A 21484-nucleotide genomic window follows, 5' to 3' on the forward strand; every position below is an offset into this window, starting at 1 on the left:
ACCGAATGAATAGAAAGGTGGCACGCAAAAAGCAAGCTGGAAATCGGGAAAATGCACGATTTTCAAGCCTAGACCTGATGGCGCAGCCAGTCCATTACAGCCGGGCGGACGGACTGTTCACCTCTGTGGCGGGAATCAGCGATGATCTTGCGCACATCCTGCAGATTTGAGCGCAGCAACAGACTTTTGACCGGGCCAATCGACGCCGGGCGCATGGACAGAGTGCGCATTCCCATAGCCGCAAGGCACAACGCCTCTACCGGGCGGCCTGCATCTTCACCACAGAAACTGAGAGGTGTTTTCGAAATTTCACACCGTTCAACAATACGCTCGATGAAACTGAGGAAACTGACATTCAGAGTATCATACCGACGGCGCACCAACTCATTCTCGCGGTCTGCTGCAAAGAAGAACTGTTTCAGGTCGTTTCCACCGATTGAAATAAAGTCCACCTCTTCAAAAAACTTCTGTGGCGCAAAGCCAAGAGAAGGTGTCTCGAGCATTGCCCCGACTTCCAGCTTTTCGGGTAGCACGTGGCCCAATTTTTTCTCACGCTCGATAGTTTTATTGACCTCCCAACGCGCTTCGCGAAATTCATCGGCCTGTGCAACAAACGGGAACATGATTGTCAATGGACGACCATTTGCTGCCCGCAACAGGGCCTGCAATTGCATCCGCATCACGCCGCGCTTGTCCAATCCGACACGGATCGCACGCCAGCCCAGCGCGGGATTCGGTTCGTCCACATGCTTCATGTACGGCAGAACCTTGTCTGACCCGATATCCAAAGTACGGAAAACGACTCGTTTATCGCCAGCTGCATCCAGAACTCTCTGATATTGCATTACAAGTTCGGATCGTTTCGGCATTTGATTCCGTACCAGGAATTGCAACTCGGTCCGGAAAAGCCCAACACCTTCAGCGCCCGACGTCCCAAGCGACGGCAAGTCGGCCATCAAACCCGCGTTCATAACAAGGCTAATGCGCGCACCATCCTGAGTTACTGTGGGCGTTTCACGGATCGACGCATAGCGTTCCTGCGCCTTGGCGTGCATTGCGACCTTGTCCCGGAAGGCTGTGACAACAGTGTCTTCCGGCCGCAGATGAACAACCCCGTTATCGCCGTCGACCAGAATATGGTCTCCGTTCAAAGCTTCAGTTGTTATCCGCCCCACATGAACAACCAACGGTATCGCCAGCGCCCGGGCAACAATCGTTGCATGGCTACCAACCGATCCTTCTTCCAGCACAATCCCCTTCAAGGACCGACCATACTCCAGAAGGTCGCCGGGCCCGATATTGCGGGCAATCAGGATCGGATCGGGAGGAAGATCCTTGCCATTGGTCCCGCCCTGCCCTGTCAGAATTCTCAGCAATCGGTTCGAGAGATCATCCAGATCTGCCAACCGTTCCCTTAAGTACGGATCTGTGACCTGCCCCATGCGGGCACGAGCCTGAGATTGTTCCTTCTCGACCGCTGCCTCGGCGCTTAGGCCAAGCGCAATATCCTCTTCCATCCGGCGCATCCAGCCTTTGGAATTAGCGAACATGCGATAGGCTTCGAGCACCTGAAGCTGCTCTTTGTCACCGCCCTGCGAGATTTCCAGCATCTTATCGACGCCCACACGCAATTCCTCAACGGCATCGCTCAGTCGCTCACGTTCTCTATGCGGATCTTCGGCGATTGGATTCGTAACTACAACGCGCGGTTCGTGGAGCCACACATGACCCTCAGCCGAGCCCTCCTGAGCAGGTCCGCCACTGAGTTGCACCGATTGTTGGTGCAAAGGAGAAAGCGCCGCGCCTTCTCCGACAAATGCGCCCAGCTCAGCCATCTCGGCCAGAACCATTGCGACCACTTCCAGAGCATACACTTCGTCAGCTGTAAATTCCCGTGCTTCACGCGACTGAACGACCAGCACACCCAGAGTTTCCCCCAAACGCTGCACCGGAACACCAAGAAACGACGAGAACCGCTCTTCGCCCGTTTCCGGCATATAGCGGAACCCCTTGGCCGAAGGCGCATTGGCTGTGTTTACAACCTTCCCGCTTTTGGCAACGCGACCAACCAAGCCTTCGCCCATCCGCATGCGTGTTTTGTGGACCGCCTCAGGAGACAAGCCTTCGGTAGCGCAAAGCTCAAGCGTGTCTTGATCTCGAAACAAATAAATCGAGCAAACTTCGCTGCGAATGCTATCTGCAATTAGGTGCGTAATCCGGTCAAGACGTTCCTGACCGGCGGCTTCGCTTGCCATCTCTTCACGCAGCCGTCTCAGCAGCTTGCGGGACTCAGTTTCGGTGCCGTCCGCCATCGCTCTTTGCTCTATGGTATCAGGCGCACCCGCAGGTCGAAATACTCAGGCCGCCTTGTCCAGTTCAAAGGCATCATGCAGTGCCTGAACCGCAAGTTCCATGTATTTCCTGTCGATTAGAACGGAAATTTTGATCTCAGAGGTTGTGATGACCTTGATATTGATCCCTTCATCCGAGAGCACCTTGAACATTTTCGCCGCCACACCAGATTGCGACCGCATACCGATACCTACCACCGAGACCTTGCAAACATCGGTATCTGCGACCAGTTCGGCGTAGTTCAGTTCACCTTTTTCCTTGATCGCAAGAAGCGCTTTTTCCGCTCGCGCCACTTGATCGGTAGGACAGGAGAAAGTCATGTCCGTACGCCCTTCATCCGAGATGTTCTGGACGATCATGTCGACATTGATGCCCTCATCACTAAGCGCAGAGAATATGATCGACGCGATGCCGGGACGGTCGGCAACTGAAACGACCGTCATTTTGGCTTCGTCGCGGGAATAGGCCACACCGGCCACAACATTGGATTCCATGATATCCTCCTCGTCGCAGACCAAAGTACCGGCCTCGTCGGATTGTTCTTCAAAGCTCGAAAGAACGCGCAGTTTTACTTTGTTACGCATTGCCAATTCTACCGAACGGGTCTGCAGAACTTTGGCACCCAAGGATGCCAGTTCAAGCATTTCCTCAAATGCTATCTTGTCAAGCTTACGAGCCTTTTCGCAAATGCGCGGATCGGTCGTGTAGACGCCGTCTACATCGGTATAGATGTCACATCGTTCCGCGTCGAACGCTGCGGCAAAGGCAACAGCTGTGGTGTCAGAACCTCCGCGACCCAGCGTGGTTATCCGACCTTCGGGACTGAGACCTTGAAAGCCAGCCACCACCGCGACTTTCATACCTTCACCAAACTTTTGCGTTATGTTGTCAGTCAGTATTTCCTCGATCCGAGCCTGGCTGTGCGCACTATTCGTCAGCAGCGGAACCTGCCAGCCTTGCCAGCTGCGTGCGGGTACATCCATTTCTTGTAATGTAAGGGCCATCAGACCGGCGGTGACATTCTCCCCAGATGATACAACCGCGTCATATTCCCGGGCATCGTACAGCGGTGATGTTTCGTCGACCCATCCCACCAGCTCATTAGTCTTTCCCGACATTGCTGAGACGATGACGATAACGTCGTATCCCTTGGACACCTCTACGCCAACGCGCTTTGCCGCGCGGCGGATCCGGTCAAGATTGGCAACCGAAGTGCCGCCGAATTTCATAACGAGTACGGGCATGGGGGCTGGTGTCTCCGCGCCTTTGAATTCAGTTCCCGTGCCTATTATGCGAGGGGGGCAGCAAGGGCAAGTGGGCTTTGTTGTAATGATAGCGCACCTTTACAAGACGGACGGGCGGTGTCAGCGTAGAAACGACCGCTTAGATCATGAGGATTTCCATGCTGCGTTTTGCCTTGGCTTTTTCACTGCTCTCATCTCCTGTCATCGCGCAGGTTGCGACTCAGTCCGGAACAGATGGAAAGAACGCTTTGGGCACTGTCCCATGTGCTGCGACAGCAGGAGCATCCTTGCAGAGCTGCAATGCTGAGTTGCGTCGCCGTGATGACGGGACGGCCACACTGGCAGTGCTTTTGCCAACCGGCGAAGTTCGCAATATCTATTTTACTAACGGCATACCGGATTCAAGCAGTTCGACGTCAAAACTGTCTTATGAGACACCTGGTGATATTATGGTTATTTTCATCGAACCAGGTGAAGTATACGAAATTCCAAAGGCTGCGCTGAATTCTCAATAAGGATGCTTGTGACCTTCCCAGGTCTCAAAACACCCCGAATTTTCGAGGGATAACTCGTTAAATCGTTCCATCAAGCCGTTTGCAGCCTGCTTGACTGAAACATCAGCAGCGCGACCCCCCATGTCAGTTTGAACCCAACCTGGGTGATAAATCCCAACCGCAACACCATCCGGTCGCAAATCCGTAGCCAAATTCCGGCCTAAGTTCAAGACTGCGGCCTTTGAGGCGCGATAAATATAACTGCCGCCTTGAGCTCGCGTGTGCGACGCCATTTGAGACGACAGTATCGCCACTTTTCCACGAGCTTTTTTCAAGTTGGGCAGCAATGCCTGAATAGTCAAAAAAACACCGGTTACATTTGTCGCGAAACTTTGGGCCCACATCTCAGAAGGGTAGCCATCAGCCTTTTGCCCCTTGTCCAAATATACCCCAGCGTTACAAATCAGCAGATCAACCGGTCGGCTTTCAAGTTTCTCGGCCATTGCAACATGTTGCGCTGCGTCGGTTACATCCAACGTGACTTCCGCGCTGCCGTCCCTAGCCGTACCTGTAATTTGATGATCCTGCTTTCTTAGGACGTCTGCCAAAGCTTTACCGATCCCGCGGTTAGCCCCAGTTATGACGACATGCATGACCTAGTTGGTTTTTCTAGTCGGAACGAAAGGTAAAGGCGCTATAGGGACGCCATCTTCGATCAACGCCTTTGCCTCTTCCGGTTTTGCTTCACCGTATATTGCACGCTCGGGCGCATCGCCCAGGTGCATTTTGCGCGCTTCACTGGCAAACGCTTTGCCGACGTAATCCGAGTTTTCCTCGACCTTCCGACGCAACTCGGTCAAGGCACTTTCGACGTCAGGTTTAGCCGTTGCCTCATCGACCGAATTCACATCAGTTTTTTCAGCAACCTGAACAGCCTGCCGTGCCGGTCTTACCCGAGGAGTCATAATCGCCTTTTCAACCCGCGTGCTACCGCAAACGACACAACTCACCATTCCTGCAGAGGCAAGCTTGTCAAAGGCCTCTGCGGACTGAAACCAACTGTCAAAGCTGTGTCCAGAGTTACATTTAAGCGCGTATTGAATCATAATTCGGTCCAAACCCTTGGTTGGCGAATAGATACTGAGCCGATGAGCAAGATCAAGTCTTTCCGGTAGTCGTTCAGTTAAGTTTAGGCGCAAATCCCTGAAGCAACACCGCCAGTCCGGGTAAAATTACACGGTGCGATGCTTTTTTGGGCGAATACCACTTGCGTCTACGTACGTTATTTTCTGGATATTTTGCCGAGAGCCTACGCACATGCAGAGGAAAAACATCAACAACAAACTGCGCTGGCCCCACCCCAGAGCGTGTCTTGACGTAACTAAACTGGCCGAGCGGTGCATTGGCGCACATTCCAGAAACGCCAGCCTCCTCCCAAGCCTCAAGCGCAGCAGATTGGCCGCTTGTCAAACCTTTGGTTGGCCATCCTTTTGGTATAATCCATTTCCCCGACCTGCGTGTCGTGATCAACAGGATTTCCGGCTTCCCTTTTGCAAACCGATAACACAATGCTGCGGATTGCTCGAAAACCGGAAGGTTAGCGACCTTTGCACTTGCTTGTATCGTTCGTTCAATATCCATCAACGGATGCGGCCTGTCTCAAAACAAAAACCTTGTTAAACGGCCTATCTTGTACTGTTCGAAACCCATTCTACCACATAAAGGGAATAGTGCCAAATGAGAGCGATTGAGGCAGCTTCAATTCACCATGCGGTGCGACAATTTACGCACGAGTTCGTCGTGGGGTATGTCGGCGTCTATAGCCAGTCTGCGTAGACCGAAATGGACCTGCGCGATCTGTTGGTAATAACGTGTGTAAATAAAATTGGTACTGCCTCCTGCCAACGCCCCCAGAACTGGCACCGATTGGGCCGCCAGCTTCTGACCCAAGACAACGGACAAACGCGGTGCGATTGCAGCGATCATGCGTTGCATTGTGGGGCCCGCCAGTGTCAGGCGAGCAGAAAGGAAACCCAAATCCGCCCCATCATCCTCACTCAACGGACCCGCAGCAGACAGAACGCGAATTGAGTCGAACTTTACATTTTCTTCCTCTGGATCAAAGCCTTCGCGGACTGCGGCACCTTGAATTGATCGCAACAACATCGCCGTAGTTGCCGGAAGTTCCACCAACGCCGAGGTCACTCCTCCAATACCACCGGCAGCTCCCATGGCGGTTGCCACAGCTGTATTCACCCATGGGCTTTGGTCTGCGACAGCCCTCCGTGAGCCCTGGGCAGCACGCATGGCTATCCAAAGTGCCTGCTCTGTCGCCTCTGTCAGGCCTTCCCTTATAGGCTCAGGCAACTGATCCAACAACGATTCGGCCGTACCTCCAAGTCGATTCAGCAACTTTACCCCTGCACCTCCGGCAGACTTGTAGTGTCGTGCCAACCGGTCAAGCTCAGCCTCGGTATCAACCTTTTCAATTAGAACCACATCGCTCATTCATGCCCTCCTATGTCTCAAAGATTGGCATTTTAACGACGATTTTCAATGAATCAGCGTGTCCAACGGGATACTTGCCCCGCGACACCCCGCCAGGCTTCCGGTAAAAGACCCAACCCCAAAACCCGTTCTGGGTTGGTCGGCGGCGGCATTTCCACTCCCGTCAAACGGCGGAAACCAAAACGCTTGTAATAGGGTTCGTCGCCAACCAACATGACGCGTTCCCAACCTTTATTGTGGCCGGCGCTGACGCCTTCATGAATTAGAAAACCGCCTAATCCTTCGCCCTGATGTGTTGGGTGAACAGCAACTGGCCCAAGCAAAAGCGCGTCATAGTTGCCAACATGAACGGGCCAAAATCGGATCGCGCCAGCCATAACGCCCGAATTGTCACGCGCGATCAACGACAACCCGGCAACTGGTGACACATCATCGCGCAAACGATATGACGACAGTGCTTCGCGCCCCGGTGCAAAGCACAGGTCGTACAGGGCCTCAACCTCCCACCAATCGTCCGGTTTTTCCGACCTGATTTCGAACTGCTGCAACCCGGCCCTCTTTTCCCTTCTGGAATTCGCCCTAACACTTCGTTACGGCTTGAGCAAACGCTTGGAGTTCAGATGTTCTACCGACCCGAAGATGGCCACGGATTGCCGCACAATCCATTCAACGCGATTATCACGCCGCGTCCGATTGGCTGGATATCGACCCGCGACGCAAATGGCATCAACAATTTGGCGCCATATTCATTCTTCAATGGCGTGGCCTATACACCTCCGCAGGTGATGTTTGCTTCGACGGGAACCAAAAGCGATCAAAGCGGTACTAAGGACAGTTTGGCCAATATCGAAGCGACAGGGGTGTTCTGTGTAAACATCGTTGGCCACATGCATCGTGACGCAATGAATGCCAGTTCTGCAAGCCTTCCAAAACACATAGATGAATTTGAACATGCTGGTTTAAACCCGGTCGAATGCGAAACGATACCGTGCGCGCGCATCGACGGCGCGCCAGCCGCTCTGGAGTGCAAACTCACGCAAATCGTGACACTTCCAGGAGAGGCAAATCGCGTGGTGTTTGGAGAAGTCACAGGAGTTCACCTTCACGACGACCACATCGTCGACGGGAAATTCGATGTGACCTCGTTTCGACCCCTCGCGCGGTTGGGATATCGGGACTATTCCGTCGTTAAAGACTTGTTTTCGCTCAGCCGTCCGGACGATTGAGCGAAGCAAAACTTTCGTTTCCAGGGTCCGCCCCCCTTCGGAGTTGTTCTTGTCCAGAGAGTTAAACCACCTCGATTATGGTCTGATATCAATTTTCTAAGAAAGCAAAGCACACTGCGACAATGCTTTAATGACCTCCTAGAATACCGGTTCGGACCGAGTAATCTACGGCAAGGCCGTAATCCGGATCGTCGTCGCTGTCGATCATAAGATGCCCCGCCTTGTTCAAAAGCTTGTGGCAGTCACGGCTTAGATGTCTAAGCATCACGCGTTTACCCGCGGTTTCGTATTTCGCCGCAACGTTTTCAATGGCTTGCAAGGCCGACTGATCCACAACCCGGCTTTCGGCGAAGTCGACGATAACGGTGCTTGGGTCATTGGAAACATCGAACAATTCGATAAATCCTTCGGAAGAACCAAAAAACAGCGGGCCTTTGATTTCGTAAACCTTGGCACCTTCTTCAGTAACAGACTCCCGCGTTTGTGCGTGGATTCGTTTTGCGTTGTTCCATGCGTAGGCCAGGGCGGAAACAATCACACCGACAACGACAGCGACTGCAAGGTCCTCCATAACGGTCACTATGGTCACCAGAACAATGACAAAAGCATCCATACGCGGCACTCGTCGCATGATTTTGAACGAATTCCACGCGAAAGTTCCGATCACCACCATAAACATCACGCCTATCAAAGCGGCCAATGGGATCTGTTCTATCAAGGGCGCAGCATAAAGGATGAAAGCCAGCAAGAACAACGCTGCAGCGATACCTGCCACTCTAGTCCGGCCGCCTGATTTTACATTTATCATGGACTGACCGATCATCGCACAGCCACCCATACCGCCTAAGAAACCAGTCAACACATTTGCTGAACCCTGCGCGACACATTCCTGAGATGCGCCCCCGCGTTTACCAGTGATTTCGCCAACAAGGTTCAAAGTCAGCAAGGACTCGATCAAACCGATAGTTGCCAGAATCACTGCGTAAGGCAGAATGATCCCCAAAGTCTCCAACGTCAGGGGCACTTTCGGATAGTCAAATGATGGCAAGCTACCCTCGATCGAGGCCAAATCGCCAACACGCGGCACATCCAAACCAAACCCGATGACCAACGCGGCGACCACAACAATACCAGCCAAAGGCGCTGGTACAACGCGAGTAATTCGAGGCATGACCCAGATTACCGCCATTGTAAGCGCCACCAAACCAAGCATCGTGTACATCTGAATTCCTGGCAGCCATTCCCCCCCACTCAAACCGTGGCCATTATTTTCCATAGATCCGGGAACTTTGAACTGCTTCAGTTGCGCGAGGAAAATGACAACGGCCAGGCCATTAACAAATCCCAGCATTACCGGGTGCGGTACAAGCCGAATGAATCGACCTAATCGCATCACACCCGCAATTAACTGAAGGATTCCCATCAGGACGACTGTCGCGAACAGATATTGAACGCCATATTCCGCTACCAGCGATATCATCACTACGGCCAGCGCACCTGTGGCTCCTGATATCATTCCCGGGCGGCCACCGATCAGAGCTGTGACCAAACCAACAATAAACGCAGCATACAACGCAATAAGCGGATGAACATCTGCGACCAATGCAAAAGCGACTGCTTCGGGCACCAAAGCCAATGCCACGGTCAGGCCGGAGAGAAGTTCGATCCTCAAACGAGAGACGGAAAGCCTTTCGTCAGGCATCCAACGCAAGTCGGGAATGGCTAGGCGATTGGCAAAGCTCGGCAGCAAGGCTCGTGGCATTGGGCGATCCTGTGGGTTCAATTGTTCGCGCGAAGGTGGCCTTGTAGCTGTCAATCTGGGAATGAGGTACCGCGCCCCGCGGGACTCGGCTATGCGTTTGGCGCATGACTGCAAAGGCAAAGCCGAAGCCCCTTGCCAAAACCCCTATGGGCCCGCAGAAAGCTTGCCACAGGAGTTCCATTCGGAGAGTTAAAGTGACCCAAACGAAAATTGCCGTCATCGGTGGATCCGGAATTTACGACGTTGGCGGCTTGGAGAATGCAAAGTGGGTCACAGTTGAATCGCCATGGGGAACACCTTCGGATCAGATTTTGACAGGTAACCTTGACGGCGTTGAAATGGCGTTCTTGCCTCGTCACGGCCGTGGCCATGTGCATTCGCCGACAAGCGTGCCTTACCGTGCCAATATTGATGCGCTTAAAAGACTTGGCATAACAGATGTGATCTCGGTTTCTGCATGCGGCTCGTTTCGTGAGGAACTGGCGCCTGGGGATTTTGTGATCGTTGATCAATTTGTTGACCGCACGTTTGCCCGCGACAAAAGCTTTTTCGGAAAGGGTTGCGTTGCTCATGTAAGCGTCGCAAATCCAACTTGCCCGCGCCTTTCAGATGCGTGCGAGACCGCGGGGCGATCAGTCGGCATCACAATTCACCGTGGCGGCACTTATCTTGCGATGGAAGGACCCCAGTTTTCCACATTGGCGGAATCGAAAATGTATCGTGAGCAATGGGGCTGTGACGTAATCGGAATGACCAACATGCCCGAAGCGAAACTCGCCCGCGAAGCCGAGCTTTGTTATGCTTCGATCGCTATGGTGACAGATTACGATAGCTGGCACCCAGATCACGGTGAAGTGGATGTAAGCGCCATCATCGCGACGTTAACAAGCAACGCTGATAAGGGTCGCTCATTGGTGAAAGCCCTGCCTGCTTTGTTGGGTCCGGAACGGGAGCCCTGCCCCAACGGTTGTGATCGCGCCCTTGAGTACGCCATTTTGACCGCACCTGAAAAACGTGATCCGTGTTTGATGGCAAAGTTGGATGCGGTGGCTGGTCGCGTTCTTTGACCCAAAAATATCTAGTTTTTTTGAAGGGCATTTTGCACATCGTCCCACAACCCATGGGACCAAAGGTCATTGTGCGCGCCGTCGGTTATTACGTGAAACTGCGCATTCTCTCCGGCCAAATCCGCCAAGGTCTGGCTATGGTGCATAGGAACTGTTTCGTCATGAGTGCCGTGAAAGATCAGGGTCGGGACCGTGATGTTTGCGATCAAGTCACGGGTCGCGAATTGATCTTTCATCAGTGCAGAGACTGGGATCCAAGGGTATCTTTCCGATGCAACGTCGACAGTTGCAGTGAACGGAGCCTCAAGCACCAGCAATTGAGCCTGCGGACGTTGTTCAGCAACTGCCGCCGCGATCGCTGTACCAAGGCTTTGACCATGCAACAGAACGGCTGAACCTTCACTGGCAACCCCATCGAACAACTGCAAGCCGTCAGAAATCAAAGCCAATTCAGACGGCTGTCCTTCGCTACCCGGATAGCCACGATAACTGGGGGCCAGCAACCCAAAGCCGCTGTTTAGTATCTCGCGCATGCGGTCTGCCCTATCGCCCAAATTGCCGGTTTGACCATGGAAGAACAAAACCGTGGGCGCGCCTTCGATTGCAGGAGGTGCAGCCCAAGCCGTCAAAACCGTTTTGTCAGACATGGGCAAAGTAATCACTTCAACATCAGCCAAGCCCACAGCCCTGGGTTCCGGTAATAATCCGTCAGGTTTGAAAAGCAGAGACCTTTGGTTGAAATACATGTATCCAACGATGGCCGCGTAAATTGCCGCAACAAACAAAGCCAAAAGGACTAACGGGCCTTTCAGTTTTTCCGCGATTGATCGCAAAGTCCTGAGGGTCACATCCTTATTTTCGCTTTGTGCCTGTGACATGGATCGCTCCGAGCATACGTTTGTTGGATTAAGTCTTGGCAACCAAGCACATATTCAAGGCCGCAGAACAAAACTTAATCCAATCTTTAGAACGTCGTTCTCAGGCTAAGATGCGAAAATCCGGTCAAACCTTGGTTGAAATGTGTGGAGTACTAACCATCTAAGTTTCAAATAGTTATTTCAAACAGATAGTTATTTAACTTTGAATGCGTTCAAAAGTCACTGGCAGGCAATCAATGAAACGCCTTGAAGCGTTGGACGCCGCCCGGTTCCTTGCATATTGCGGTATGGTTCTGGTGAACTTCCGAATTGCTGCGCAAGTTGCTGAGGGCACAGACTGGGCTTCGGTTTTGATAAACGCGCTGGAAGGGCGCGCTGCCGCATTGTTCGTAGTTTTGGCCGGAATTGGTATCGGACTTTCAAAAATTTCTGCTCACGTTTTAATGCGACGGGCCGCATTTTTGTTCGCAGTCGGTCTGTTGAACATGATCGAGTTCGAAGCGGACATATTACATTTCTATGCTTTGTATTTTATGGTCGGAACAATGTTTCTGACTGCAGAGCGTCGCGCGCTGTGTATTGGTGCGATTGGAGTCATCTTCATTTCAACCGCTGCACATTTGGTTGTTGACTATGATCGCGGTTGGAACTGGGACACGCTGAATTATTATGATTTGTGGAGCTTTCCCGGCTTTATTCGCAACCTGCTCTTTAACGGCTGGCATCCTGTTTTTCCTTGGGCGGCGTTTCTGCTTATTGGAATGGCAATCGCCCGCACTGAGTTGCATCGGCCAGGTGTTCAAAACAGGTTGATCATTTGGGGCTTTGGCGCTGCAATTTTCGCCACTTTTCCCGCAAGGCTTGTCACTGATCCGGACTTGGTTGCCGTTTTAGGCGCGCAGTCGCTTCCGCCCGGTCCCTTTTATGTTCTGGCTGGAACGGGGACAGCTTGCATCGTGATCGGAATTCTTCTGAAGCTTTGGCCCACAATAGATAGGCTTCGTATAGGAGCAGTGCTAAGTGCGCCAGGACGGCAGAGCCTTACGCTATACATGTCACATATTTTACTCGGAATGGGACTTCTTGAGGCCACTGGCCGTTTGAATGGAAGCCTAAGCGCACCGCAGGTATTTTTTTACGCCGTAACTTTCTGCACTGTTTCCTCGGTTTTTGCCCTTCTGTGGAGCCGAAAATTCAAACATGGACCATTAGAAGCTTTGATGCGTCTTTTGAACGAGCCATCAAAGAACTTGACGAGGAACACTTAAAAGGCGTTCTGTACAGCAAAATTTGCAGGTGACCCATGTCATTAGATCTTTGGCTGGCCTTTGTTGCCGCTTCAACGGCCCTTTTACTCATCCCCGGTCCTACAGTGCTTTTGGTGCTAAGTTATGCATTGTCCAAGGGTCGCAGCGTCGCAGTTGCGTCTGCGACAGGGGTGGCCCTAGGGGATTTGATTGCAATGACAGCGTCATTACTGGGCCTAGGCGCATTGGTTTTGGCATCGGCAACCCTATTCTCGGTTCTGAAGTGGGTCGGGGCGGTCTATCTGGTGTGGTTGGGTCTAAAGCTGCTGCGCAGCGCGCCGTCCGGAGGTTTACACCCTATCGAAACACGTCAAGACATAACCGCCCGCAGCGTATTCGGTCACGCGGCGGCGGTCACGGCGCTCAACCCAAAATCAATTGCATTCTTCATAGCCTTTGTTCCGCAATTCCTGCGTCCCACTGAACCGCTTAGTCCCCAGTTTATAATTCTTATTGCGACTTTTGTCGGCTTGGCGGGGTTGAATGCGCTGGCCTACGCTTTATTGGCTGATCGGCTGCGAAAAGTGATCCGCCGTCCCGCGATACTTACCGGGATGACAAGGTTCGGTGGACTGACGTTGATCGGTATGGGTGTAGCCACAGCAATCCTACGGCGGCCCACCTGAAACGATCAGTCTTCGGCATTTTCTTTCATGAAACCCCGAATAAAACGCCGAATTTCTCGGGCGGCCGAGGTATCCAATTCTTTGCATAGCTCAACAAACGCATCGCGTTCATCTTTGTCCAGACGAAGAACCAACTGACTATTCTTCTTATTCGTCCGTTTACTGTCTTTCTTCGCCACGCGTCTCGTTCCTACGTAAATCTTGATTCATATCGCGATGCATTGTATATACATAGCATAGAACTTGTCTTTATCGGGCACCTAACAATAAAAAACGGAAATTGGCAATGAACCTTCATACTGCACAAGCATTTCTATTGCGAGATCAACGCAATTGGCGCAAACCTCACCTATCCTGGCTACCGGCTGCGCTGTATCGGTACTATGGGCTGCCTGACACAATCAAGCCACGTCATAAATAGGCAATTTTCAGGAAACTCTCCTTGCAAGACTGACTTGAATGGGCCAAACACCCCCGCGTGTTTTGACGCGAAAGGGTTGCCCTATGTCCAGAAATAAAACCGTTAAGGATTACATCCGGACCATCGTTGATTTCCCACACGAAGGAATAATGTTCCGCGATGTAACTACCCTTTTTGCCGATCCCCGTGGGTTCCGCATTGCCATCGACCAAATGCTTCACCCATATGCAGGCGAGCGCATCGACAAAGTTGTCGGGCTTGAGGCACGAGGTTTCATTCTTGGTGGCGCCATCGCGCATCAATTAAGCGTGGGTTTTGTTCCTATCAGAAAAAAGGGCAAACTGCCGGGAACCACGATCAGCCAAGATTACAAGCTGGAATACGGTGAAGCGATTGTCGAAATACATGATGACGCTATCCTGCCGGGTGAGAAAATCCTTGTCGTGGACGACTTGCTGGCTACCGGTGGCACAGCAGCCGCAGGCATCAAGCTGATCGAACGATTGGGCGGTGAAATCGTTTCATGCGCATTTATTATCGATTTGCCAGAGCTCGGAGGCCGCAAAGCGCTTGAAGACATGGGAATGGATGTTCACGTGCTATGCGAATTCGAGGGTCTATAGCGCGAAACTGATCACATTAGTGTGAATGGACAATTGTGCCTTCAGCAGCTTAGGGCGCGAATTCGTCATTTCAACAGCAGTTTGAGATTGTCGTCGGTGATCCCTTTTGGACGCGTCCACGTACTTTTTGTCGATGCCACCTGAGGCATTTTCAACAAGGGAAATTAAACCATGTTTCGTAAAATCGCTGTAGCCAGTGTTGCAACCATCGTTCTTTCTACTTCCGCCATGGCCGACGGTCATGGAAAAGACATTGTAGACACTGCGGTTGAGGCCGGCAGCTTTGGTACACTGGTAGCCGCAGTTCAAGCCGCTGAGCTTGTCGACACTCTCAAAGGCGAAGGCCCATTTACTGTTTTCGCTCCAACGGATGAAGCTTTCGCAGCCCTTCCCGAAGGTACAGTGGAAAACCTGTTGAAGCCTGAAAACAAGGATCAACTTGTTGCAATTCTTACCTACCACGTCGTACCCGGCAAAGTAATGTCAGGCGACTTGTCAGACGACATGACCGCCGCGACTGTACAAGGCGGCGATGTCACGATTGATCTAGACAACGGCGTAATGGTCAACGATGCCAAAGTCGTTCAGGCCGACATTGAAACGGAAAACGGCGTAATCCACGTGATTGACAAAGTTATCCTGCCAGCTTCGTAAATCAGCCTGAAGCAATACGGCCCGGCGCTGCCGGGCCGTGTTCAGGCCCGGATAACCGCCCCAGGGTTCAATATTCCCTTTGGATCCAAAGCTTCTTTTATTTTTCTCATAACCCCAAGCTTTATTGGATCGCCATAGCGTTCAAGGTCATGCACTTTCAGACGACCTACTCCGTGTTCCGCGCTGACTGATCCGGAAAACGTGTTAACAAGCTCGTGAACTGCAAACTTTACTGCTTCGCGGACGCCATCATATTCACTTCGGTCGCGACCCTTAGCCGGAAAAACGTTGTAGTGCAGGTTGCCATCACCCAGGTGGCCGAAACAATTGATCCGAAAGTCCCCCAAGTCCATTATCGTTTTGTTTCCCTGTCGGATAAACTCGGGAATATCTGAAATCGGCACGGAAATATCATGGCTTGAAACCGAGCCGATCAGACGGTTTGCCTCGGGGATATTTTCACGCACAGACCACAATTGCTCCCGCTGTGTTCCGTTTTGGGCAATTACACCATCTGTCACCAACTCGTGTTCGTCAGCTTTGGAGTATAGAGTTTCCAACATCTCAGATGGACTTTGACCATCGGAAAGACCTAATTCGATAAGTACACTCCATTCAGGGGTGGCTTCGAATGGTTGCCGGACGTTCGGAAGAACCTCGGACAGGAATTGCAAACCTTGCCGATGGATCAGTTCAAAGGTGCTGACACCGTCGCCGACCAAATCTCTGGCTAGTGAAAGCATACTTATCGCCGCTTGGGGAGACGGGACCTGAAAAATGGCTGTTCCAACCCGTGCCGGCTTGGGAAACAACTTCAGTGTAGCAGCTGTGATAATCCCCAATGTTCCTTCTGACCCGATCAGCAGATTGCGCAGATCATACCCGGTATTGTCCTTACGTAACCGGCTGAGACCATTCCAGACATCGCCGTTTGGTAAGACAGCCTCTAGCCCCAGGCACAAATCTCGCGCATTGCCGTAGCGCAGAACGTTTACCCCTCCGGCATTCGTCGCCAAATTTCCTCCAATCCGACAAGATCCCTGCGCGGCAAGAGATAAAGGAAACATACGATCCACCGAGTCGGCGGCGGCCTGGACGTCGGACAAGACCGCACCCGCCTCGGCTACCATGACATTTTCAGATGGATAGATCTCTCGGATTTCGTTCATCCGTTCGAGAGAAACCAGCAACGGCGCTGGACCGTCGGGCGAAACCTGCCCACACACTAGTCCTGTGCCACCACCGTAGGGGATAACTGCGACGCCTAAATCGAAAGCTAATCGCACCAATATCGCGACCTCTTGAACCGATCGCGGCAGGGCTAGCAGGCCAACTTGCCCGGTAAATCGGCGACGCGGCTCTTCCAGATATTGTGGGGTCACCGGGCGCAAAACATCGCCGCCCAACTGTGCGCATATTAACTCGGCAAAACTGTTATCGGCGGGGACAAGTGTCATGCCCATTCCTTGCCCCAGGTGGCTCACAGCGGCAAGTGCTATTCCAAATCAATGAGGTATTGCGGTTCAAGCACAACAACGGTGGGTCGGTCGGGAAGCGTTCGTAATGATACCACAATTTCGGACACACCATCGCGTTCCACTGGGAACTCGTCCCGGATATCAACTAAGAAACGCTCCAGCGAAAAACCTGAAAACCAATGCATAGGTATAATAATCGAACTCTTGAGCCGTTTAAGCACAGTGATCATCTCGGGCAGAGGCATCGTTGTCCCACCGTCGACAGCGGCCATGACCACGTCCAACCGTCCCAGGGCGGCAAACTGTTCGTCGGATGGAACATGGTGCAAGTGACCCAGGTGACCAATGCACAGGCCTTCGACTTCGAACACAAAGATCGAATTCCCGCGCTCTTCAACACCGCCATAGACCGACCGGATATCCGTAGACACGTTCCGCACAAGCATCTCACCAAGATCAAGGTAGTGGTCGATGCCTTGACCAAACTCGCCCCATCCCGGCAGAACATGCGGAATTGCCGGGTCGGGATGTGCCGTCCAGTGGGTGCTGTGGGCGTGGTTCATCGTTACAACATCCGGTATCAGATCAGCACCACCGATGAAGCCGGTGAAGTCAGTCACTGCGTTTAAGCCACCTTTGGTCTGGATCAGAAACGAAGCGTGCGCGACATAGCTTATTCGGACTGAAAACTCTGGCAAAGGATCTTGCCATGCGGCCTTGTGTAGATATTCGATCCCAGGGGCTGCGTCGGCAATCGCGATACAATGGCTTGGCCGCCGCTCTTGCGCCGCAGCTCCGCCCGAAACAACCAGCAATGCCAGTAAAAAGCGCCACATCCATCAAGTGTAGCGCAACTGGGCGACAAGTCACCCATTTGATCGTTGGATCACGTCGCGATGGGTGTTTTATCAGGCGTGTTTAACCTGCATCTGTCTTGCCGCGCCGGTCCGAGCGTAAACTTGCGTACAAAACGTGGGTTCTCCAGCGTCCACTGATCTGCAGATAGGATTGGGCGACGCCTTCGTATTTGAAGCCTGAACTTTCCAACAATCCGCGAGAAGCTTTGTTCTCGGGCAAACAGGCCGCTTCGATTCGGCTCAGATCAAGGCGGGTGAAAGCGTAATGCACAACCGCACCGATTGCCTCGCGCATGTATCCTTGACGCGCGAAAACCTGACCAGTCCAATATCCAAGTGTTCCGGCTTGGGCGGGTCCGCGTCGTATGTTGTCCAGCGTTATTGCCCCCAGCAAAAAGTCGTCCTCGCGCCGGAACAGAAATAATGGAATCGCAGTTCCGCTGGCGACGGATCGTTGCGCCCAATAAACCCTGTTTGTAAACGACTTGCGGCTAAGGTGATCGTCAGCCCAAATCGGTTCCCAAGGTGTAAGATAGTCTTTGGATGCTCGCCTTAATGCTGCCCAATCGTTAAAATCCGAATGAACGGGAGGGCGCAAGCTCAACCGCTCGGTTTCGAGTTTCAGCTTGCGTCTGCCCAACAGCATCACGCCGCACGCCTCTCCTGCAATTCAGCCAATGTCGGTGCACTAGAAACAGGCCCATACAGTGCCAATGCTGCAGGCGCATGGACGGCCATCTGCTCAGCAAATTTGCGCACGTCCTTGGTGCTGACAGCGTCGATCTTTGCGACAGTGTCCGCAAGCGAAGGCACCCTGCCCCAAATCTGCACCAACCGGGCCAAACGTTCCGCCCGATTAGAAGGGCTTTCCAACCCCATCAACATTCCGGCCTTCATTTGAGCGCGGGCGCGGGCCACTTCTTCAGGCGTCATCTCCTCTGCCGCGCGCTTCATTTCGTCGATTGTTATGCTTGCCAGTTCGCTGACCTGATCAGAAGAAGTTCCAGCGTAGATCGTGGTTGTACCTGTGTCGGCATATGCACCCGTTTGCGCGAAAATTGTGTAGCACAACCCCCGCGTTTCCCGCACTTCTTGAAACAAGCGTGAAGACATGCCGCCGCCCAAGGCCGTCGAATAGATTTGAGCGGTATAAATCTCATCATCGCGATAGCCCGGGCTTTCCAGCGCAAGGGCAAAATGGGCCTGTTCCAGTTCTTTCTCCTGCCGCGCTTCACCTCCGGTGAAACGGGCCGGGTCGGCGACCAAGCCTTTACGGGGTTTCAGGTGACCAAACATCTGTTCGGCCATTTCCATTAACGCATCATGATCAACTGCCCCGGCTGCGGAAAGGATCATTTGGTCAGGTCCATAATGCTCAGCCACAAAGCCAGACAAATCGTCGCGTGAAAACGTGCTTACCCTTTCCGAAGGGCCCAGAATAGTGCGCCCCAACGGTTGATTGTGATAACTCTGCTCTTGCAGCCAATCAAAAATGACATCATCTGGCGTATCGAATGCTTGACCGATTTCTTGAAGAATTACGCCCCTCTCGACTTCAATCTCGCGCGGATCGAAAACCGGGTTAAGGACAATATCTCCGATCACATCCATCGCCAGCGCAACGTCGTCCTTTAAAACGCGCGCGTAATATGCAGTTACCTCGCGTGATGTGTAGGCGTTGATGTAACCGCCCACATCCTCGATCGCTTCTGCAATCTGCAGTGCTGTTCGACGCTCGGTTCCCTTGAATGCCATATGCTCAAGAAAATGCGCGATACCGTTCTGCTCAATTCGTTCATGCCGCCCTCCGGCGGTCACCCAAATGCCGATGGCCGCCGATTGCAGCCCCGGCATATGTTCACTGACGATACGAAAGCCGTTCTTCAGTTGATCTTGTCTGACAGTCACTCGGCAATTTGCCCTTTGATAAATTTCTCGATAGCGCCCAAATTATTGGCAATACGGGTCACCCGTTCCGGACGTTCATACAGATCAGACATGCGAGAGGGAAGAGGCGGATGCACATCACTCGCCTTCTCAACCGCGGCCGGAAACTTCGCTGGGTGTGCTGTGGCCAGAGTAATCATTGGTACGTTCTCCGCGCGGTGATCTTCGGCCACTTTGATACCTACGGCTGTATGCGGGCAGACAAGTTCAGCACTGTGCGCAAGTGTGGACTGGATCGTCTGCAGCGTTTCGTCTTCGGAAACGCGGCCCGAGTCAAAATTCTCGCGGAGGGACTCCATTGCTCCTTGGCTGACTTTGAAGCCACCATTTTTTAGTTCTTCCATCAGCTGAGACACTGCACCAGCGTCCTCGCCATACGCATAGAAAAGCGCGCGTTCAAAGTTTGAGCTGACCTGGATGTCCATAGACGGGCTGATCGATGGGATGGTGTCACCTTTGAAGTACCCCTCACCTGTCAGGCAACGGTGCAGGATATCGTTTTGATTGGTTGCCACCACTAAACGATCAATGGGTAAACCCATGCGTTTCGCAAGGTAGCCTGCGAAAATATCTCCGAAATTTCCGGTCGGCACGGTGAAACTAACTTTGCGATGCGGGGCGCCAAGGCTAACTGCGGCTGAGAAGTAATAAACAATCTGAGCCAGCACGCGGCCAAAATTGATTGAATTCACCCCGGCAAGTTTGACACTGTCACGGAAGTCAAAATCGTTGAACATGTCCTTAAGTGCTGACTGGCAATCATCGAAATCGCCAGCCACCGCCAATGCGTGCACGTTGCTATCCGCAGGCGTCGTCATCTGGCGGCGCTGCACCTCAGAAACGCGGCCATCAGGGAAAAGTATGAATACGTCAACTGCGTCAAGGCCGCGGAAAGCCTCGATTGCAGCCGAACCGGTGTCACCGCTGGTTGCACCCACGATGGTCACGCGATCTCCTCGTCTTTTCAGGGCTACCTGAAACAGCTGACCAATCAGTTGCATGGCAAAATCCTTGAATGCCAGCGTTGGTCCGTGGAACAGCTCAAGCAAAAAGTGGTTCTCGTTCAATTGCTTTAACGGAGCCCGCGCAGCATGACCAAAGCCCGCATAAGCGTGCTCAATGATCTCTCTGAATTCGTCTTCGGCAAATGAGCCTTCGACAAAGGGCCACATCACCTTGAACGCGATCTCTTCATAGGTAAGTCCAGCCAACCCGGCAATCTGGTCTTGCGGCATGACCGGAATCTCGGCAGGCAGATACAAACCACCGTCGCGAGCTAATCCGGTCAGCATCGCTTCTTCAAATGTCAGTTCGGGCGCCTGCCCACGGGTCGAGATGTATTTCATTGCTGGTCACTCTCAGAGGAGGCGCGGCTGCGCCATAGGAAGTATCCGGTCATCGCAGCCCAAACCAAAGCCAGACCAAACCAAGTTATTGCGTACTGCAAGTGATCGTTGGGTATGCCCGCCGTATCCACTGGCAGTGGAGTAACATCGGGATCAGTATTTGAACGCGCAACCAGCAGAACCGGCTCAGTTTTGAGAACTGCCGATAAATTGGGAACGTCCCGAGCAAACCAAATGTTGCCATCAACGTCTGGTTCGGGCGTGAAACCGTCGATTTCATCCGGCCAATGCAGATTACCTGTCACCTGCATAGCGCCTGTTTGCCTTGCGTCCGACTTGGCCGTCGTGGGAACAAAACCGCGATCTACCAATATCCGTCTGTCGTCGACGCTGAAGGGCTGAATGATCCGGTAGCCTGCGCCAACTTGTTTGACCGAGACCAATACGTGGATTTCACCGGTTTCCATTTCGCCCGAAATAGTAACGGGCAAATACTTGTCTTCGTCTTGGGAAACCGCTTCCGGTAAAGCAACTGGCTGGGCCGCAATTCGGCTTTCGATATCGGCCAGAATGCTCTCTTTCCAGGCCAGACGCTGCAACTGCCAAATACCCAGCGATACTAGGATCGCCAAACCGGCAACACCAAATATCAGTGGGAAAAGGATGCGACGCATTTCAGAACCATGTTTCGTTG

General features: G+C 52.7%; 23 protein-coding genes. 7 read left to right on the forward strand and 16 right to left on the reverse strand.

Annotation, left to right across the window (positions count from 1 at the left end; translation table 11 throughout):
• Positions 1 to 68: 68 nt before the first annotated feature.
• Entirely contained in the window at positions 69 to 2312 is a 2244-nt protein-coding gene (ptsP, locus tag AC2FNE_RS02305) for a phosphoenolpyruvate--protein phosphotransferase (RefSeq protein WP_170604743.1), read from the reverse strand.
• Between the two features lie 45 nt (positions 2313 to 2357).
• Entirely contained in the window at positions 2358 to 3596 is a 1239-nt protein-coding gene (locus AC2FNE_RS02310; protein ID WP_496804700.1) for an aspartate kinase, read from the reverse strand.
• Between the two features lie 158 nt (positions 3597 to 3754).
• Here AC2FNE_RS02310 and AC2FNE_RS02315 point away from each other — a divergent pair, with 158 nt between their 5' ends.
• Positions 3755 to 4111, forward strand: a complete 357-nt coding sequence (locus AC2FNE_RS02315) for a hypothetical protein (RefSeq protein WP_170473563.1) — start codon at positions 3755 to 3757, stop codon at positions 4109 to 4111.
• Here the strand turns inward: AC2FNE_RS02315 and AC2FNE_RS02320 are convergent.
• From AC2FNE_RS02320 to AC2FNE_RS02340, 5 genes are all read right to left on the reverse strand, one after another.
• Entirely contained in the window at positions 4105 to 4743 is a 639-nt protein-coding gene (locus AC2FNE_RS02320; protein WP_496804701.1) for an SDR family NAD(P)-dependent oxidoreductase, read from the reverse strand. The two genes, AC2FNE_RS02315 and AC2FNE_RS02320, sit on opposite strands and share 7 nt — an antisense overlap.
• A gap of 3 nt (positions 4744 to 4746) precedes the next feature.
• The gene (locus AC2FNE_RS02325; RefSeq protein WP_496804702.1) at positions 4747 to 5196 is read right to left on the reverse strand and encodes a DUF1178 family protein; all 450 of its coding nucleotides are present in this window, start codon (positions 5194 to 5196) and stop codon (positions 4747 to 4749) included.
• A gap of 73 nt (positions 5197 to 5269) precedes the next feature.
• Entirely contained in the window at positions 5270 to 5731 is a 462-nt protein-coding gene (locus AC2FNE_RS02330; protein WP_496804703.1) for an NUDIX hydrolase, read from the reverse strand.
• A gap of 117 nt (positions 5732 to 5848) precedes the next feature.
• A complete protein-coding gene (locus AC2FNE_RS02335) occupies positions 5849 to 6598 on the reverse strand; it encodes an EcsC family protein (RefSeq protein WP_496804704.1) in 750 nt (249 codons plus the stop codon).
• A gap of 53 nt (positions 6599 to 6651) precedes the next feature.
• Complete coding sequence (locus tag AC2FNE_RS02340; protein WP_496804705.1) at positions 6652 to 7146, reverse strand: GNAT family N-acetyltransferase; 495 nt, start codon at positions 7144 to 7146, stop codon at positions 6652 to 6654.
• A gap of 72 nt (positions 7147 to 7218) precedes the next feature.
• Here AC2FNE_RS02340 and AC2FNE_RS02345 point away from each other — a divergent pair, with 72 nt between their 5' ends.
• The gene (locus AC2FNE_RS02345; protein ID WP_496804706.1) at positions 7219 to 7824 is read left to right on the forward strand and encodes a flavin reductase family protein; all 606 of its coding nucleotides are present in this window, start codon (positions 7219 to 7221) and stop codon (positions 7822 to 7824) included.
• A gap of 127 nt (positions 7825 to 7951) precedes the next feature.
• Here AC2FNE_RS02345 and AC2FNE_RS02350 read toward each other — a convergent pair whose 3' ends face one another.
• Entirely contained in the window at positions 7952 to 9586 is a 1635-nt protein-coding gene (locus AC2FNE_RS02350; RefSeq protein WP_496804707.1) for a SulP family inorganic anion transporter, read from the reverse strand.
• A 194-nt stretch (positions 9587 to 9780) separates the two neighbouring features.
• On the opposite strand from AC2FNE_RS02350, the gene AC2FNE_RS02355 reads away from it, so the two are divergent.
• Positions 9781 to 10653: an S-methyl-5'-thioadenosine phosphorylase gene (locus tag AC2FNE_RS02355; protein ID WP_170604728.1), complete on the forward strand. Its 873-nt coding sequence runs from the start codon at positions 9781 to 9783 to the stop codon at positions 10651 to 10653.
• An 11-nt stretch (positions 10654 to 10664) separates the two neighbouring features.
• On the opposite strand, the gene AC2FNE_RS02360 is transcribed toward AC2FNE_RS02355, so the two are convergent.
• Entirely contained in the window at positions 10665 to 11531 is an 867-nt protein-coding gene (locus AC2FNE_RS02360; protein ID WP_496804708.1) for an alpha/beta hydrolase, read from the reverse strand.
• Positions 11532 to 11767: 236 nt separating this feature from the next.
• Here AC2FNE_RS02360 and AC2FNE_RS02365 point away from each other — a divergent pair, with 236 nt between their 5' ends.
• Both AC2FNE_RS02365 and AC2FNE_RS02370 read left to right on the forward strand, forming a co-directional pair.
• Positions 11768 to 12799 carry a DUF418 domain-containing protein gene (locus AC2FNE_RS02365; RefSeq protein WP_496804709.1) on the forward strand — a complete coding sequence of 344 codons (1032 nt, stop codon included), beginning with the start codon at positions 11768 to 11770 and terminating at the stop codon, positions 12797 to 12799.
• A gap of 35 nt (positions 12800 to 12834) precedes the next feature.
• Positions 12835 to 13464: a LysE family translocator gene (locus AC2FNE_RS02370; RefSeq protein WP_496804710.1), complete on the forward strand. Its 630-nt coding sequence runs from the start codon at positions 12835 to 12837 to the stop codon at positions 13462 to 13464.
• 5 nt (positions 13465 to 13469) lie between these two features.
• Here AC2FNE_RS02370 and AC2FNE_RS02375 read toward each other — a convergent pair whose 3' ends face one another.
• Positions 13470 to 13643, reverse strand: coding sequence for a hypothetical protein (locus tag AC2FNE_RS02375; protein WP_170604722.1), 174 nt, complete (start codon positions 13641 to 13643; stop codon positions 13470 to 13472).
• A gap of 325 nt (positions 13644 to 13968) precedes the next feature.
• On the opposite strand from AC2FNE_RS02375, the gene AC2FNE_RS02380 reads away from it, so the two are divergent.
• Together AC2FNE_RS02380 and AC2FNE_RS02385 are read left to right on the forward strand one after the other, a co-directional pair.
• Complete coding sequence (locus AC2FNE_RS02380) at positions 13969 to 14508, forward strand: adenine phosphoribosyltransferase (RefSeq protein ID WP_170473591.1); 540 nt, start codon at positions 13969 to 13971, stop codon at positions 14506 to 14508.
• Positions 14509 to 14679: 171 nt separating this feature from the next.
• A complete protein-coding gene (locus tag AC2FNE_RS02385) occupies positions 14680 to 15162 on the forward strand; it encodes a fasciclin domain-containing protein (RefSeq protein ID WP_170604721.1) in 483 nt (160 codons plus the stop codon).
• Positions 15163 to 15203: 41 nt separating this feature from the next.
• Here AC2FNE_RS02385 and AC2FNE_RS02390 read toward each other — a convergent pair whose 3' ends face one another.
• The 6 genes from AC2FNE_RS02390 to AC2FNE_RS02415 form a co-directional block, all read right to left on the reverse strand.
• The gene (locus AC2FNE_RS02390; RefSeq protein ID WP_496804711.1) at positions 15204 to 16619 is read right to left on the reverse strand and encodes an FAD-binding oxidoreductase; all 1416 of its coding nucleotides are present in this window, start codon (positions 16617 to 16619) and stop codon (positions 15204 to 15206) included.
• Positions 16620 to 16657: 38 nt separating this feature from the next.
• Complete coding sequence (locus AC2FNE_RS02395) at positions 16658 to 17476, reverse strand: MBL fold metallo-hydrolase (protein WP_496804712.1); 819 nt, start codon at positions 17474 to 17476, stop codon at positions 16658 to 16660.
• Between the two features lie 82 nt (positions 17477 to 17558).
• Positions 17559 to 18143 (reverse strand): GNAT family N-acetyltransferase, encoded by a 585-nt coding sequence (locus AC2FNE_RS02400; RefSeq protein ID WP_170473600.1) that lies wholly within the window; start codon positions 18141 to 18143, stop codon positions 17559 to 17561.
• A complete protein-coding gene (locus AC2FNE_RS02405; protein ID WP_170604715.1) occupies positions 18143 to 19405 on the reverse strand; it encodes a M16 family metallopeptidase in 1263 nt (420 codons plus the stop codon). Before AC2FNE_RS02405 ends, AC2FNE_RS02400 begins: the two co-directional genes overlap by 1 nt.
• On the reverse strand, positions 19402 to 20790 hold the full coding sequence (gene thrC / locus AC2FNE_RS02410; protein ID WP_170604713.1) for a threonine synthase: 1389 nt from the start codon (positions 20788 to 20790) through the stop codon (positions 19402 to 19404). The genes AC2FNE_RS02405 and thrC overlap by 4 nt, the downstream gene beginning before the upstream one ends.
• On the reverse strand, positions 20787 to 21464 hold the full coding sequence (locus tag AC2FNE_RS02415; RefSeq protein ID WP_170604711.1) for an SURF1 family protein: 678 nt from the start codon (positions 21462 to 21464) through the stop codon (positions 20787 to 20789). The genes thrC and AC2FNE_RS02415 overlap by 4 nt, the downstream gene beginning before the upstream one ends.
• Positions 21465 to 21484: the final 20 nt, after the last annotated feature.

The sequence above is a fragment of the Ruegeria sp. YKSD179 genome (assembly GCF_059612885.1).